The sequence below is a fragment of the Sphingobacterium allocomposti genome (assembly GCF_008124885.1).
In the GTDB taxonomy this organism is placed as follows: Bacteria; Bacteroidota; Bacteroidia; order Sphingobacteriales; family Sphingobacteriaceae; genus Sphingobacterium; species Sphingobacterium allocomposti.
This window is the reverse complement of record NZ_VNHX01000029.1, coordinates 1-15,582: the sequence shown is the minus strand read 5'-3', so window position 1 is coordinate 15,582 and position 15,582 is coordinate 1. Positions and strand designations below refer to the sequence as shown.

The following is a 15,582-nucleotide window of genomic DNA, read 5'->3' as shown; positions in this document are numbered from 1 at the left end:
ATTTACAAAGAGGTGTTTTAAAAGGCTTTTCTTTTTCCATATTTTTCTGTTGAATTTTTACTGTTTACATTTTGTTAATATAGGGTTCATTTTCTCTTAATTTTTCACGTGGAATTGTGGGAATTTAAAACCGCCGGTGGAAATAAATAAAGTTTTCAATTTTACTTCACGGTTTTTATACAGGTTTTCCACATATTTTGTTAATTTGTTCACTCCATTATTAGATATAGCGAACCCGAGTTCACATTATGGCACATAGAAAGGTAGATTTTTTAGTTATTGGGTCTGGTATTTCCGGTTTGAGTTTTGCCCTGAAAGCAGCAAAGCTAGGTAACGTATTGATACTCACTAAGTCCAATGAGGATGAGTCCAATACGAAGTATGCACAGGGTGGCGTGGCAGCTGTTGTGGATAAGTCGGATAGCTTTGATAAGCATATTGCTGATACTGAGGTTGCTGGAGATGGTTTATGCCATCCACAAATTGTGGAAAACGTTGTGAAAGAAGCGCCGGAGCGTATTCGGGAACTTATAGACTACGGTACCAATTTTGACAAAGTCGACGATGAGCATTATGACCTTGCGCGCGAAGGCGGACATTCCAAGCACCGCATTTTGCACTATAAGGACATTACGGGCTACGAGATAGAGCGAGCTTTGCTAGAGCAGGTCCACGCACACCCGAACATAGAAATATTAACGCATTATTTTGCTATAGATCTGATTACACAGCACCATCAGGGGGTACATGTGGACAAGTCTACTCCGGATATTAAATGTTATGGTATTTATGCACTCGACACGCGGACGAACAAGATAGAGACGTTCCTGAGCCGCGTAACATTAATGGCTTCAGGCGGGGCCGGACATGTTTATGCCAGCACGACAAACCCGACTATAGCAACTGGAGATGGTATAGCGATGGTATACCGTGCTAAAGGTAAAGTTAGGAACATGGAGTTTATACAGTTTCACCCCACGGCGCTATACAACCCCACCGATTCTCCGGCATTCCTCATTTCCGAAGCGGTGCGGGGTTTCGGGGGCGTGTTAAGACGTGTAAATGGCGAGTCGTTTATGGAAGAGTACGATACAAGGGGCGATCTGGCGTCACGGGATATCGTGGCAAGGGCCATAGACAACGAGATGAAAAAATCGGGACTGGAGTTCGTCTATTTAGATATTACACATAGGAAGAAGTCTGACATTATAGCTCACTTTCCTAACATATATGAGAAGTGCCTATCCATAGGCCTGGACATGACAAAGGATTATATTCCGGTTACACCGGCGGCTCATTATCTGTGTGGGGGGATTATGGTAGATGAGGTTGGGAGGACTTCAATTCAGAACCTGTATGCCTGCGGCGAATGTTCATCCACCGGCTTACATGGTGCGAATAGATTGGCTTCTAATTCGTTACTCGAGGCTGTAGTTTACGCTCACCGTATTTTTGAAGACGCAAAGGCTGTGTTTGGATCTATTGTACACGCTGACGACATACCCGATTGGGATGAGTCTAAGGTTCAGCTGCTTAACGAAGAGATATTGGTGACGCACAACCTGAAAGAAACGCAAAAGCTGATGAGCGATTATGTGGGCATTGTACGTTCGGACTTTAGGTTGGATCGTGCCATCCGTCGGCTTGGTTTTCTTTATGAGGAAACAGAAGAATTTTATAGAAATACGAAATTGTCGGTAAAGCTGTGCGAGCTAAGGAACGTTATTCAGGTCGCTTACCTCATTGTGAAGTCCGCTATGCAACGTAAGGAGAGCCGGGGATTGCATTACACGACGGATTATCCAGATAAGTCAGCTTCTTTACAGGATACTGTTCTATAGTTTATCGCGGCACCGCCGACATGTGCATAGCAGCGATAGGAGCCGTTTTTGTTGACGCGGCTGAAAGCGTATAAGAGAAATGAAACGTTAGTATAGGAACGGCGGTTTTATGCTTAATAGCATATATTAAAAGATTTATGAGTATTATTTTACCAGTAAAGGGAACGGCTCCCGTAATACCGGAGAGCGTGTTTATTGCCGATAATGCAACGGTGGTCGGCGATGTTGTTTTCGGTGAGCATTGTTCTGTGTGGTTCAACGCGGTCGTCAGAGGAGATGTAAACTATATTAAGGTGGGAAGCCACACCAATATACAGGACGGTGCCGTTATCCATTGCACCTATTTAAAGAACGGTACGGACATTGGAAATTTTGTGAACATCGGCCATAATGCCATCGTACACGGATGCGTTGTGAAAGACTATGTGCTTATCGGGATGGGAGCTATTGTAATGGACAGAGCCGTCATTGAGTCTAATGTCATTGTTGCTGCCGGTGCGGTAGTTCTGGACGAGAGCAGGTTGGAATCCGGATTCCTCTATGCAGGTGTCCCTGCGAAGAAGATCAAACCTTTAACGGAAGAACAACTACAGTTGTTACAAAAATTGCCGGACAACTATATTCTTTACAGCTCCTGGTTTAAATAACAGCAGGAGCCTTTGGGCCCTGCTATTATAGAGCTATTATCACTCGGTGTTGTCCGCAGTAGCGGCAGGTAGTGTAATGGTCTCGTTCTGATCCCAGTTGGGTCTGATGGTAAAAGTTTTATTCAGGTACCATATATCCTCGGCCTGTTTTCGAGCGTAGACGTCGGCAGGATCCCATTTTCCGTTTTTGTTGTCGTCGTAAATGACCCGCAAACTATACTTTCCTCCGGGAAAGTTTTTGTAGTTGATAACGTTTTGATTGGCAGAAATTACTCTTCTATCGAAGACCTTTTCCTTCTGTTCGTCTATCATTTCGACAATGTACTGTCTCGCCGAATCCAGTCCATTAATCGTGAAATTTATATTTCCATAGTTATCGGTTTCGTCCATGGTGAACTGTGTCTTCAGCTCTTTGTTGTAGTCATCAAATGGACCGCGCATAGCCTGCTCCTGTATAACAAGTTCGTAGTTGCGCTGGGGCCTCCAATTATAGCGTATGTGATACAGTTCGCGGTCTATGCTGTCCTGCTGAAGTTGGAAATTACGTTTTGACACCGAGTCTTCGTATAGTAGTATTTTTGATTTGTCGACCGACGCCAGCGGCGTTGCACTGCTCAGTCGGATATGACGGACACGGTCCACCTTATTGCTGATGTTTAAAACCGGTTTGATATCCCGTTCGTACTTGGCGTTCTTGTTGGTGCGTATCAAAACGGTATCGATAACCTGACCCATTTCGCTGAGCTCTAGTTTGACAGAGTCGAGCGTTACATTTTCGATGAATATTTTAGCCGTATCGTTGTAGAAGCTGTATCGCTCAATTTTGCTGTCATTTATTTCCCGCGGATGGAGAATATTTACGGACGGTTCAACAAGTGGTCTATTAAACGTCAGCAGGACGTATCCCGCCTGTTCTACTTTTCGTTCGAGCGTACGGTGCGTTTTCGGATATGCCTTCGTAATTTCCAGATGTATTCCGCTGATGTCGTCGTTTAAAACGATGCTATCGTTCAAAAAGCCTATCCATTCGTCATTCCCGTTGAATATCCGGTCGTTGTTCTGTTCCTTTAGGGCGTAGATACGGTAGGTATCTTCCCGCAGGTTGTTAAACTTAAAGTTCCCGGCAGTGTCGACATTCACAAATATGTTAGCCTTCCGTTTTCCGAAAATGCTGTCCTGTCGGGTTGGTATCAGCAATACTTTAACGTCTTTATCGGTTTTCTCGTCAAAGGACTTTGTAAAGCCATTGGTAACTCTGCCGCTTATGGAAAGGGAGTCCAGCTCGTTGCCCGTAGCAAAAACGTAGTTGTAATTAACTACTGGATTTCCCTCATTATAGTCGACCAGCCCTTTACCGAAATTAATAGTATACGTCGTGTTTTCTTCCAGTGAATCCGGGAGATTGATGACAAGGTTCTTCTTCCTTATTTTATAATCGACTATATCTTCTACATCCGGACTGATGCTGAATTCCTTAAAGTGGTTATTTAGCTTTATATATTCGTCGAACGTCAGTACGATCTGTTTGTCCTTAAAGTTCCTGCTGAAATTGGCCGGAGACTCGTTGAGTAACTTCGGCGGAAGGGAGTCTTTGGGACCGCCCGATGGGCGTTGTACGTTGGCGCAATGGCTACAGGTCAGGAGAATCAGCAAAACGAAGGCTAAAAATAGTGTATACTGGATGCTAGCTCGTTTAAGCCCCGTAGAAGCCATTTGGTTGAATCCGGATGATTGAGTCATAAAAATTAAAATAGTCTTTTATACAGCCTTATTTTGAGTTTTGTGTAATTTACTGATAATCAATTTGTTAGCTCATATGTACCATAAGTACGCTTATATCGGATGGCGACACCCCCGATATTCTTGATGCTTGGCCGAGTGTCCGCGGTTTAACTTTGATAAGTTTTTCCCGGGCTTCTATAGATAGCGAAGTTAGGGAATTATAGTCGAAGTTAGGATTGATCTCCTTATCCTCCATCTTTTTCATTTTATTGACGATTTCCATTTCTTTCTCGAAATAGCTGTCGTATTTCACTTTTATTTCTGCTTGTTCTATGATGTCGTCGTTGTATCTCTTTAAAAGGTCGGCAAAAGCTGGGTCGGCTAACGCTAGATCATTTATTCCTAGTTGAGGTCGGCTTAGTAAATTGAATAACCGCGTTTTTTGGTTGATGGGGCTTGATCCGACGCTTTCCAATATTGGATTCATGGTATCCGCCGCTACGCTGTTATGACGCATATAGTCCACGATAGCGTCTGAATGCTCTACCTTTTCATTTACCTTTTGCAAGCGCTCCTCACCGACCAGTCCGAGTTTATGGGCGATCGGTGTAAGACGGATATCCGCGTTATCCTGTCTTAGCAGTAAGCGGTGCTCCGCCCGGGAGGTGAACATGCGATAAGGCTCTTCTGTTCCTTTGGTCACGAGGTCGTCTATTAATACACCTATATATGATTCTGATCTTTTTAAAATTAGCTCATGCAGATCGTTGATACGTTGGTGCGCGTTGATTCCGGCGATGAAACCTTGTGCGGCGGCCTCTTCATATCCAGTTGTTCCATTGATTTGTCCTGCAAAGAATAGGTGTTTTACACGCTGGGTTTCAAGCGTAAGATCCAATTGCATCGGTGGAAAATAGTCGTATTCTATAGCATAGCCCGGCCGGTACATTTTCGCATTTTCGAATCCCGGAATTAACTGGAGGGCCTTAAGCTGAACATCCTCTGGAAGAGAGGTTGAAAATCCGTTAACATATATCTCAACAGTTTTAAACCCTTCCGGCTCAACGAAGATCTGGTGACGGTCACGTTCGGCGAATCGATTGATCTTATCTTCAATGGAAGGACAATAGCGTGGTCCCAATCCTTTGATCCGGCCGGTAAACATCGGTGATCGATCGAAACCCGTTTTTAAAATTTCATGTACTTTATCGTTCGTATAGGTGATCCAGCAACACCGCTGTTCGGTAGGAATATCTACATCCGTATAAGAGAAGCGGCCAGCTTTTTCATCGCCCCACTGTTCTTCCATGAGCTCGTAGTTTAATGAACGGCCGTCTATACGTGGCGGAGTACCCGTTTTCATTCTTCCTGATTCGAATCCCAGACTGACCAGTTGTTCGGTTAAACCGGTGGCTGCCTTTTCGCCGGTACGTCCCCCTCCTATTTTCTTTTCGCCGATATGGATGATCCCGTTTAAGAATGTACCATTGGTGAGGATGACTGCATCAGCCTCGATACGGATGCCGAGGGATGTGACGACTCCTTTTGCCTGACCATTCTCTACGATTACCCCTTTTACTGTGTCCTGCCACATGTCGAGGTTCGATAAGGATTCCAGCGTCAAGCGCCATTCTTCAGCAAAACGCATCCGGTCGTTTTGCGAGCGCGGGCTCCACATCGCCGGTCCTTTGGATCGGTTTAACATACGGAATTGTAATGTAGACTTATCGGCGATAATCCCAGTATAGCCGCCCATAGCATCTATCTCCCGTACGATCTGACCCTTGGCAACACCGCCTATTGCTGGGTTGCAACTCATTTGAGCAATCACACCCATGTTCATTGTGATCAATAAAACAGATGAACCTAGGTTTGCCGCAGCTGCGGCCGCCTCGCATCCTGCATGCCCGGCCCCTACTACTATAATATTATATTTTTTAAACATATTCGATTGTAATGTTTCACGTGAAACGGTTTACGCTGTTCCACGTGAAACGTTAAGCAAATTCTGATAACTCCAACCATCGTTCTGATTTGTTATCGAGAGACTCTTTTAATACTTGTATTTCGTTTGCGATTGTGGCTAGTTTGTCATAATCGCTAGTTGTCCCTAGAGAAAATTCTTTTTTCTTGATTTCCTCTTCGAGTTGCGTAATCTCCTCTTCGAGATTATTATATTCAAGCTGTTCCTTGTATGAAAGCTTTCTTTTGTCCGATTTCACCGGGGTAACCGTATCTTTCGTATTTTCCTTTTCCTGTTGTTTTTGTGTTTTTATGCTCTCCTCCAACTCTGATTTATAATCTGCATAGTTGCCGTTATAAATCCGTATACGTCCGTTACCTTCGAAAATAAAAAGCTGTTCAGTCAGTTTATCTATCAGATAGCGGTCATGGGACACTAAAACCAGTATGCCAGGGAAATTGTCTAAAAACTCTTCCAGTATATTTAGTGTATCTATATCGAGATCATTCGATGGCTCATCCAATATAAGAAAGTTCGGATTACTCATGAGAACCCGCATCAGTTGTAACCTTTTCTTTTCTCCCCCGCTTAGTTTATGTACGGGATTAAACTGTTTCTCCGGCGGAAATAAAAATAGCGTTAGCAACTGGGATGCTGTTAATATATCACCGTTCGCCATTTCTATATAGTCCGCGATATTTTTTACAACATCGAGGACACGGTCGCTTTCGTGGAAATTTAGTCCGCCTTGTTTATAATACCCGAAAACGGTGGTCTCTCCTTTGACTACGCTTCCGTTGTCGGGCGAAATCTGGCCAGTGATAATGTCCAAAAACGTGGACTTGCCTGTTCCGTTTTTTCCAGCGAGCCCAATTCTATCGTGCTTTTTAAATATATAGCTAAAGCCATCAATGACGGATCTGCCATTGTATCGTTTAGCAATGTTGTCTATCTCGAGTATTTTCGATCCCTGTCTTGAAACTTTAACCGATAGCTGCACCGTATTATGCTGCGCCGGGTTCTTTGATTTTTGCTCCAGGTCGTAGAAGGCTTCAATGCGGGCTTTTGATTTTGTACCCCGGGCCTGTGGTTGACGACGCATCCATTCCAGTTCCCTTCGAAGCAGATTTTTAGCGCGTTCGGCTACAACCAGATTGTTCGCCTCCCTTTCCGCTTTTTTCTCGAGAAAATAAGTGTAATTTCCCTTATATGTGAACACCTCTCCCCTATCCAATTCCCTTATCTCATTGCAGACATTGTCTAAAAAATACCTGTCGTGCGTTACCAGCAGAACCGTCTTGTTACCGGTAGTCAGTAGCTTTTCCAGCCACTCTATAGTCTCAATGTCAAGGTGATTTGTAGGTTCGTCCAAAATGTACACGTCCGGTTCGTCAATCAAAAGCTTAGCCAATGCCAGCCGCTTTTTTTGACCGCCGGACAAACTGGATATATCCTGTTTAAAATTAATTATCTGTAGCCTGTTTAAAATTGTTTTTATGTTATGCTCGTACTCCCAGGCGCCCAAGGTGGAGATTTTGTCCGTTAATTCGGACAACTTTCGTTGATCAACGTCCGTGGCAGAAAGAACCTGTTCGTAGGCTTTGATGAGTTGCTGCTGTTCGTTCTCACTGCTGTATATAAAGTCGTTGATCGTCTTTAAACCTGTAAAATCAGGATCCTGAGCAAGAAAGCCGATCTTAATTCCTTTCTCTTTAACTACTTTTCCTTCGGAAGGTATTTCAAGTCCGCCAAGGATTTTTAGTAGTGTGGATTTTCCGGTACCATTGACGCCAACCAGCGCAATACGGTCTCCCTTTTGCATGCCGAAATGCAAATTTCTAAATAACCACCGGTCGTGAAAGGAAATCCCTACCTGTTCTGTTGATAAAATGCTCAATTTTGTTTAATTTACTGTAAATCAAGTCGTTGTATATTATAACTTGCGGTATTATCCATTCTATATGGTACCTCATAAGCCAGTGCGGGATATATGTGTATCCGATATCGGGACATAATATTCCAAGCACAAAAATAAGCAATATTTTGCGGTATTAGCGTTATCCTTCCGCCGGGGGCATATAAATTACAAAAGGATTAAATTCAGTTGAGTTTGAACGAAGCTATTAAATTAAATCGGGGTATATCTACGAGAAAGACGCTGCCATCTAACTCCTTAATCATTTCATAGTAGCCTTCCATATAGCCCATTTCGCTTTTCAGGTTACAGCCGGACATATATTGATGCATCCCTCCCGGGGCTAGAATAGGCTGTTCTCCCACCACACCTTCTCCATCGACCTGTTTATATTCTCCAATGGAATCGAAGATATCCCAATGCCTACTTACAAGTTGAATGGTATAGTCACTTAAGTTCTCTATCGTAATCTGATACGAAAACATGTAGTGGCTCTTTTCCGGGTTGGAGTACTCAGGCTGATAAATGACGTCTACTGATACTCTTACACCTGCTGTAATTTGTGTAGTCATTTGATAATAAACTTATTAATCTATGCCAAATTATCAAATAATATTGATACCTCAAATTTCTTTTGCTACTTATTGGGCATGTAACGACAATGATCCTAATATTTAGTAGTTTTGGGGTATGTCATTTGGAACTTTATATCTTATTCCGGTCCCATTAGCTGAACAGGCGGAGTATAGGTCGTATACCCTGTTTCATAAAGAGCTGTTCGAACATCTGGATGAATATATTGTCGAAAACGAAAAGACGGCAAGACGGTTTTTGAAGCAAGCGGGATTGTCTAAGCCCCAGAATATGCTGAAAATGTACGACTATGGGAAACATGCACGGGATAAGGTAGATTACAATCGTCTGTTGGAGCCGCTGACGGCGGGGCGCGACGTAGGACTGATGTCGGAGGCGGGGTGTCCCGGCGTGGCTGATCCGGGCGCCGAGGTAGTCGGCCATGCGCACAGACGTGGAATACGGGTTGTTCCGTTAGTGGGGCCCAGTTCAATCTTGCTGGCGCTGATGGGCTCCGGTTTCAGCGGGCAGAAATTTGCCTTCCACGGCTATCTGCCCATTGATAAGGGAGAACGGGCAAGAAAAATAAAAGAGCTGGAAAGCTATTCCATCAAATACGGGCAAACGCAGATTTTTATCGAAACGCCGTTTCGCAACCAGGTATTGTTTGAAGAGCTACTCAAGCACTGTAAACGGACTACGCAAATGTGCGTGGCCTGCAACCTGACGGCCGACGATGAAATCATCCGAACGCGCACTATCGCCGATTGGGAGCGCATACATATAGATATACACAAGAAGCCTACTATATTTTTAATATACGGGGGATAAGAAAATTTTATAAACATGTTTGAGATTTTATCAGAAAATATTACCGAAGACTTGCTGTATACGATGCTCGTCGCCGCTGTCATACGGATCGTGGCATGGATCTTTTTTGCCTATACGATTTACAGCACCCTTAAGTTGGTAAAAAAGGAAAACCAGAACATCCTTCCGAACCAGGCTTGGTTTGTGGCCCTGCCATTTTTTAATATTTATTGGAATTTTGAGGTGGTCAGAAGGTTGACAGACTCGTTAAACAACGAATTTTATGATAGACAGATAGAGGTAGAAGAGCGCCCCACACAGCGATGGGGTATGCTGTTCGCGTGGACCTTTCTGCTGAGCAATATTCCGTTTCCGTTCTTTATTCTTTTGGTCATCGGTCTACTGCACTTCGTTTACTTTATTACCTATTGGGTGAAAATCCATCAGCACAAAGTTTTACTGAAATTACATATTCAGCGGTTTGGCCAGGACTATGTAGCAGCTGGAAGAGAGTAAGATTCATCCATTAAAAAACTATTTTGATGAAAATAAAAGAGTTAATAGCGTATCTAGAAGAGCTCGCGCCGTCAGTTTATCAGGAAGGTTATGATAACTCCGGGCTTCTCGTCGGCGATCCGGAACACGAAATTAGCCGTGGTCTCATTTCTTTGGACTGCACCGAAGCAGTGGTCGACGAGGCCATCCGGCGGCAATGCGATATCGTTATTTCGCATCACCCGATCGTCTTTAAAGGGCTGAAAAAGTTTAATGGCAAAAACTATGTAGAGCGTGTCATCATGAAAGCAATTAAACATGATATCGCCCTATATGCCATTCACACCAATCTCGATAATGTCTATGGAGGAGTAAGCAGCAAGATAGCGGCGAAACTGGGACTGGAGCACCATGCGGTGCTTTCTCCGAAGCGACAGCTGCTTAAGAAGCTAGCCGTATTTGTTCCGCGCACCCATGTGGACACTGTACGGGATGCGTTGTTCGAGGCGGGGGCGGGTGCTATCGGCCGTTACGATCAATGCAGCTATAACACGGTGGGGTACGGCACGTTCCGGGCGTTAGAGGGGGCGAATCCAGCTATCGGTGATATCGGGCTGCAGGAGCGTGTGGAAGAGACTAAGATAGAGGTCGTTTATCCGCAGCATAAGGAAAGGGATGTATTGCTGGCCATGTACCAGTCGCATCCCTATGAGGAGGTCGCCCATGATATTATTTCGCTGGAAAATACGCTTTCTACCGTGGGGTCCGGAGCGATAGGGAACCTGCCGGCTCCGATGATGGCGGAAGAATTTCTTGCCCATCTGAAACAAGCCCTTCGCTTAAAGGTTATCCGTCACACAGCGTTGTTAAACCGGCCGATTCAACGCGTGGCCGTATGCGGGGGTGCGGGCGGCTTCCTGTTAGCAGATGCAAAGCGGTCCGGAGCAGATATTTTCATTACGGCTGATTACAAGTATCACGAATTCTTTGATGCGGAAGATCAGATCGTCATAGCCGATATCGGACATTTTGAAAGTGAACAATTTACACAAGAATTATTGTTGGAAGTAATTCAGAAAAAATTTGTTAACTTTGCTGTCCTATTGACAGAGATAGACACAAATCCAATAAAATACTACAGTTAATGGAACAAACCGTAGAACAGAAGTTAAAAGCACTATGGGCGCTGCAGTCCATCCACACGAAAATAGATAAAATTCGCCAAGTACGTGGGGAGTTGCCTATTGAAGTCGCTGATCTCGAAGATGAGATCGCTGGACTTGACACGCGTATCGAGAAGATCCGAACAGATTTAGATGATCTGGAAGATTCTATCGTTAAGCGTAAAAACATGATTAAAGACGCTCAGGCGGCTATAAAAAAATATGAAGGACAGCTTAATGAGGTAAAAAACAATCGCGAATACGACGCCATCTCTAAAGAGATAGAAATTCAAGGTTTGGAAATTCAGGTATGTGAAAAACGTATACGTGAGGCTGAATTTGAGATCAAAAACAAGACTGAGCTGTACGAAAGTACGCTGAAGAACCTCGAGTTTAGCAAAGGCGAGCTGGAAGTAAAAAAGAAAGAACTAGATACGATCACGGCCGAAACCCAGAAGGAGGAGGATGCGCTTTTAGAAAGGGCGGAGCAAGCCGAAGGGCACATTGAAGACCGTCTTAAAAAGGTGTATAAAAAGCTTCGCGGATCATTCCGTAACGGATTGGCGGTGGTATCTATCGAGCGCGACAGCTGTTCGGGATGTTATAATAAAATTCCACCTCAGCTGCAATCCGAAATCCGCCAGCGTAAAAAAATCATCATCTGTGAACACTGCGGAAGGATTATCGTAGACGAAGGTGTCGTTTTTGAAGAAGAGAACGGATAATCTCACAAAAAAACTACGTAGAAAAGCGGCATATTATTAATATAGGCCGCTTTTTTTATTTTCCCACCCCCGTTTAAGCGAATAGGATCAATACGTAGCCGGAAATCCTTCTGCAGCGGTCTCTCCTACTCTTTTTTTGATTTTTTTACCTTAATAATAGCTGAAATCATGTTTAATTGCAACATATCTAATATTGTTGTTCGATAATCGATAATTTCTTCTACTTTTGAGAAATTAATCAGCTATTGATCTGCATGAAAAAAATAATCTCAAAAATTTTCAGTGCTATTGTTTTGTCCGGAGCATTTCTGGCTTCGGCGCAGGCACAACAGGAGACGCTTTTGCTACGTAGTCCGAGTATTAGCGAAAAACACATTGCTTTTGTCTACGCGGGTGACATTTGGATTGCCGAAAAAAGCGGAGAAAATCCCCGCCGATTGACGGTCAATCCGGGTGTAGAGCAAAATCCTATATTTTCTCCCGACGGTAAGCAGGTGGCTTTTACGGGAAATTACGATGGTAATACCGACGTGTATGTTGTTTCTATTTTTGGCGGTGCACCTAAGCGGGTCACCTATCATCCGGCGGCCGACGTGCTGCGTGGTTGGTTAAATAACAACGAGGTATACTTTACAACGACGCGCGAGTTTACCTATTCGCTGGGATCCCGCCTCTATAAGACGTCTCTCGGCGGCGAGCTGGCTACACCGCTGCTGATGCCCGAAGCCTATCAGGGAAGTCCTTCTGCAGACGGCCGCTATTGGGCGTATATCAAGAATACCGATCCCACGGAACGCGATCGGGTAGCCTTTAAGCGGTACCGCGGCGGTGGTATGCCTTCGATATGGATTTTCGACACACAGACCAAAGCTATCGAAGTAGTGCCGGGCGAACGGAGTAACGATGTAAAACCTGTGTGGCTGGGAAACAAAGTTTACTTTCTGTCAGACCGCGATAAGATCGTCAACATCTACAGTTATGATACGCAAACAAAGAAGGTTGAAAAGCTGACAAACTATAAAGACTACGACGTACGGACACTGAGTGGCCGGGATAAGGAGCTGGCTTTTGAATATGCCGGGAAACTCCATATTCTAAATACGGCCAATAATAAGGTTAGTAGCCTCAACGTCAGCGTACAATCTGACGCTATGTATAGACGGCCGCATTATATAGATGTGGGTAAAGAAATCCGTTCTTTTACTATCTCCCCCACGGGGCAGCGGGCATTATTCGAAAATCGCGGCGAGATTTTCAGCGTGCCGAAGGAAAAGGGCGACGCCAGAAATCTGTCTGATTCTCCCGGCTCGCATGAACGGTATCCGGCTTGGTCGCCAAACGGAAAATGGATTTCTTTTCTTTCGGATAAGAACGGCAAATACGAATTGGTTTTACGCGACCAGATGGCCAAAGAAGCGCCGATTTATATAAAGCTCGGTGAGACATCCTTTTATTTCCAGCCGACATGGTCGCCGGACAGTAAAAAGCTGTTTTACAACGATGCTCATCTTAATTTGTATTACGTAGACATTGAAACAAAGAAAATCACATTGGTGGATAACGATAGGCTCAGTTCGATTACGGGCAGGACGTCTAATCACTTTCAGCCGTCATGGTCGTACGATTCAAACTGGATAGCCTACGTAAAAAGTTTAGAGAATGGCGTGCGTACGTTATTCATGTACAACCTCGAGACACGGGAGCGGACGCAGATCACCGATGGAATGAGTACGGTGAACCAGCCTACATTTAGCAGGGACGGAAAGTACCTGTTTTTCTCGGCCAGTACAAACATGGGACTTTCCAACTCAGGGCTGCACATGACTGCCTACGAAAAGAATGTGAGCTTCAATGTATATGCGTTTATCTTATCCAAGGACACGCCCTCTATTTTCAAGAACGAAAGCGATGAAGAGAAGGTTGTGGACGAGGGGTCGGACAAAAAGGACGGAAAAAACACGAAGGACGAAGAGAAGGACGCTAATAAAAAAGGAAAAGACGAAAAAGCAGATAAAACAAAAGTTGATTTAGAAGACATCAACAACAGGATAGTTGCGCTACCCCTACAGCCAGGCTATTATCTTCTTGACGGTGCTGCCGAGAATAAATTGGTGTATATGCGCGGGCGGACAATCGGTGTCTACGATCTGTCTAAACTTGAGAACAAAGATCTCATAGAAAATACGTCCGGCTTTGCAATAAGTGCGGACGGTAAGAAAATGATATACAGAGCGAATAACGACTTTTTTATCGTCGACGTGGGACAGAAGCCTACGCCGGGGAGCGGCAAGATTGAAATCAAAGATGTGAAGCAGCTTGTCGATCCCGAAGCTGAATGGAAACAGGTGTTTCATGAAGTGTGGGCTATGCAGAAGGAATTTTTCTACGTAGAGAATATGCACGGCGTAGATTGGAATGCGATGAAGGTTAAATACGAGCAGTTTTTACCTTACGTGGGTCATCGTTCGGATCTGGGCTACCTGTTGAACGAAATGATGGGCGAGATGGTGGTTGGACACAACTACATATATCCCGGCGATCAGCCCGCTACGCCGTCGGTAAACACGGGCACGTTAGGAGCCGATCTCGAGCAAACGAAAGAGGGATACAGGATCGCTAAGATCTATACCCGATTGGATTGGAATCCTTCCTTTAAGGCCCCATTGGCTGAGCCTGGATTAACGGTTAGCGAAGGGGATCTTATTACGGCGATCAACGGCATACCGCTGACCGGCGGAAGCAACATCTATCGGTTTCTTGAGAATGCCGTGAACAAGCAGGTGTCCTTAAAAATAAAGCGTGCTACCGATAGTGAACCGGTAGAGATTGTTGTCCGCCCGATCACGTTTACGGACGAGATGGCGCTACGGCGTATGGATTGGGTAGAAGGCAACAGAAAAAAGGTTGACCGCCTAAGCAACGGAATAATAGCGTATGTCTATATGCCGAATACGGGGCAGGACGGATATACCTACTTCAATCGTTATTATTTCTCGCAGATGGATAAGAAGGCGCTTTTGCTCGACGAGCGGAATAACGGAGGAGGATCGGTAGCGGATTATGTTATCGATCTGTTGGCGCGCGAGTTGATATCCGGTTGGAAAATAAGGGATGGAAGAAGCTTTACCACACCTGGAAATGGCATATATGGACCAAAGGCCATGATTATCAATGAAAATGCCGGATCTGGAGGCGACATGATGCCATATATGTTCCGCTTTAAAGGACTCGGCAAGCTGGTAGGTAGAACGACCATGGGTATATTGGTAGGTATTTCCGGCTACCCTCCTCTGCTTGACGGTGGAAGCATTACATCGCCTAACTTCGGCATTTTTGACTTGGATGGAAAGTACATCATAGAAAACGAGGGTGTTGCACCCGATATTTTTGTAGAGCAGCTGCCGAAGGATCTATTGGAAGGCAGAGATCCGCAACTCGAGAAAACAGTAAATCTGCTGTTGGACGAAATGAAGACCTATCCGTATAAGGAGGTCAGAACGCCGAAAGACCCGATCCGGGTAAAATAAAAACGAAGAAGGCGTCTAAAAAGGGCGCCTTCTTTGTTTTATTATGGGCTTGTGGTCTGTAATGGTTTTAGGAGATTAGCCTAGGCCGCCAGCGGTTGATATGGGCAATTTATCCATGACTGGTCATAAAATAAGCGGATTATTGTATTTAGGTTCGTCGTTTGGTCCGGAGAAAGTTGTTTCAGGAGTTTTTTCGACCAT

General features: G+C 44.6%; 11 protein-coding genes. 7 read left to right on the top strand and 4 right to left on the bottom strand.

Annotated features, from left to right (window positions below):
* Positions 1-248 precede the first annotated feature (248 nt).
* Positions 249-1,841 carry an L-aspartate oxidase gene (nadB, locus tag BC792_RS16600; RefSeq protein WP_148910142.1) on the top strand — a complete coding sequence of 531 codons (1,593 nt, stop codon included), beginning with the start codon at positions 249-251 and terminating at the stop codon, positions 1,839-1,841.
* Positions 1,842-1,978: 137 nt separating this feature from the next.
* Positions 1,979-2,488, top strand: coding sequence for a gamma carbonic anhydrase family protein (locus tag BC792_RS16595; RefSeq protein ID WP_148910141.1), 510 nt, complete (start codon positions 1,979-1,981; stop codon positions 2,486-2,488).
* 39 nt (positions 2,489-2,527) lie between these two features.
* On the opposite strand, the gene BC792_RS16590 is transcribed toward BC792_RS16595, so the two are convergent.
* The 4 genes from BC792_RS16590 to apaG form a co-directional block, all read right to left on the bottom strand.
* Positions 2,528-4,228 (bottom strand): Ig-like domain-containing domain, encoded by a 1,701-nt coding sequence (locus BC792_RS16590; RefSeq protein ID WP_148910140.1) that lies wholly within the window; start codon positions 4,226-4,228, stop codon positions 2,528-2,530.
* Between the two features lie 67 nt (positions 4,229-4,295).
* Positions 4,296-6,155, bottom strand: a complete 1,860-nt coding sequence (gene mnmG / locus BC792_RS16585; RefSeq protein WP_148910139.1) for a tRNA uridine-5-carboxymethylaminomethyl(34) synthesis enzyme MnmG — start codon at positions 6,153-6,155, stop codon at positions 4,296-4,298.
* 52 nt (positions 6,156-6,207) lie between these two features.
* A complete protein-coding gene (locus tag BC792_RS16580; RefSeq protein ID WP_148910138.1) occupies positions 6,208-8,070 on the bottom strand; it encodes an ABC-F family ATP-binding cassette domain-containing protein in 1,863 nt (620 codons plus the stop codon).
* Between the two features lie 203 nt (positions 8,071-8,273).
* The gene (gene apaG, locus BC792_RS16575) at positions 8,274-8,660 is read right to left on the bottom strand and encodes a Co2+/Mg2+ efflux protein ApaG (RefSeq protein WP_148910137.1); all 387 of its coding nucleotides are present in this window, start codon (positions 8,658-8,660) and stop codon (positions 8,274-8,276) included.
* A 118-nt stretch (positions 8,661-8,778) separates the two neighbouring features.
* Between apaG and BC792_RS16570 the strand changes: the two genes are divergently transcribed.
* From BC792_RS16570 to BC792_RS16550, 5 genes are all read left to right on the top strand, one after another.
* Entirely contained in the window at positions 8,779-9,492 is a 714-nt protein-coding gene (locus BC792_RS16570) for an SAM-dependent methyltransferase (RefSeq protein ID WP_148910136.1), read from the top strand.
* Positions 9,493-9,507: 15 nt separating this feature from the next.
* Positions 9,508-9,987: a hypothetical protein gene (locus BC792_RS16565; RefSeq protein ID WP_148910135.1), complete on the top strand. Its 480-nt coding sequence runs from the start codon at positions 9,508-9,510 to the stop codon at positions 9,985-9,987.
* A gap of 26 nt (positions 9,988-10,013) precedes the next feature.
* Entirely contained in the window at positions 10,014-11,111 is a 1,098-nt protein-coding gene (locus BC792_RS16560) for a Nif3-like dinuclear metal center hexameric protein (RefSeq protein WP_148910134.1), read from the top strand.
* A complete protein-coding gene (locus BC792_RS16555) occupies positions 11,111-11,854 on the top strand; it encodes a zinc ribbon domain-containing protein (RefSeq protein ID WP_148910133.1) in 744 nt (247 codons plus the stop codon). Before BC792_RS16560 ends, BC792_RS16555 begins: the two co-directional genes overlap by 1 nt.
* Positions 11,855-12,108: 254 nt before the next feature.
* Entirely contained in the window at positions 12,109-15,381 is a 3,273-nt protein-coding gene (locus BC792_RS16550; protein WP_148910132.1) for a S41 family peptidase, read from the top strand.
* The last annotated feature ends 201 nt before the right edge of the window (positions 15,382-15,582 follow it).

Bases quoted from the DNA above. Each gene is read 5' to 3' on its own strand.
- nadB (WP_148910142.1), top strand. From the start codon at position 249: ATGGCACATAGAAAGGTAGATTTTTTAGTTATTGGGTCTGGTATTTCC.
- BC792_RS16595 (WP_148910141.1), top strand. From the start codon at position 1,979: ATGAGTATTATTTTACCAGTAAAGGGAACGGCTCCCGTAATACCGGAG.
- BC792_RS16590 (WP_148910140.1), bottom strand. From the start codon at position 4,228: ATGACTCAATCATCCGGATTCAACCAAATGGCTTCTACGGGGCTTAAA.
- mnmG (WP_148910139.1), bottom strand. From the start codon at position 6,155: ATGTTTAAAAAATATAATATTATAGTAGTAGGGGCCGGGCATGCAGGA.
- apaG (WP_148910137.1), bottom strand. From the start codon at position 8,660: ATGACTACACAAATTACAGCAGGTGTAAGAGTATCAGTAGACGTCATT.
- BC792_RS16570 (WP_148910136.1), top strand. From the start codon at position 8,779: ATGTCATTTGGAACTTTATATCTTATTCCGGTCCCATTAGCTGAACAG.
- BC792_RS16565 (WP_148910135.1), top strand. From the start codon at position 9,508: ATGTTTGAGATTTTATCAGAAAATATTACCGAAGACTTGCTGTATACG.
- BC792_RS16560 (WP_148910134.1), top strand. From the start codon at position 10,014: ATGAAAATAAAAGAGTTAATAGCGTATCTAGAAGAGCTCGCGCCGTCA.
- BC792_RS16555 (WP_148910133.1), top strand. From the start codon at position 11,111: ATGGAACAAACCGTAGAACAGAAGTTAAAAGCACTATGGGCGCTGCAG.
- BC792_RS16550 (WP_148910132.1), top strand. From the start codon at position 12,109: ATGAAAAAAATAATCTCAAAAATTTTCAGTGCTATTGTTTTGTCCGGA.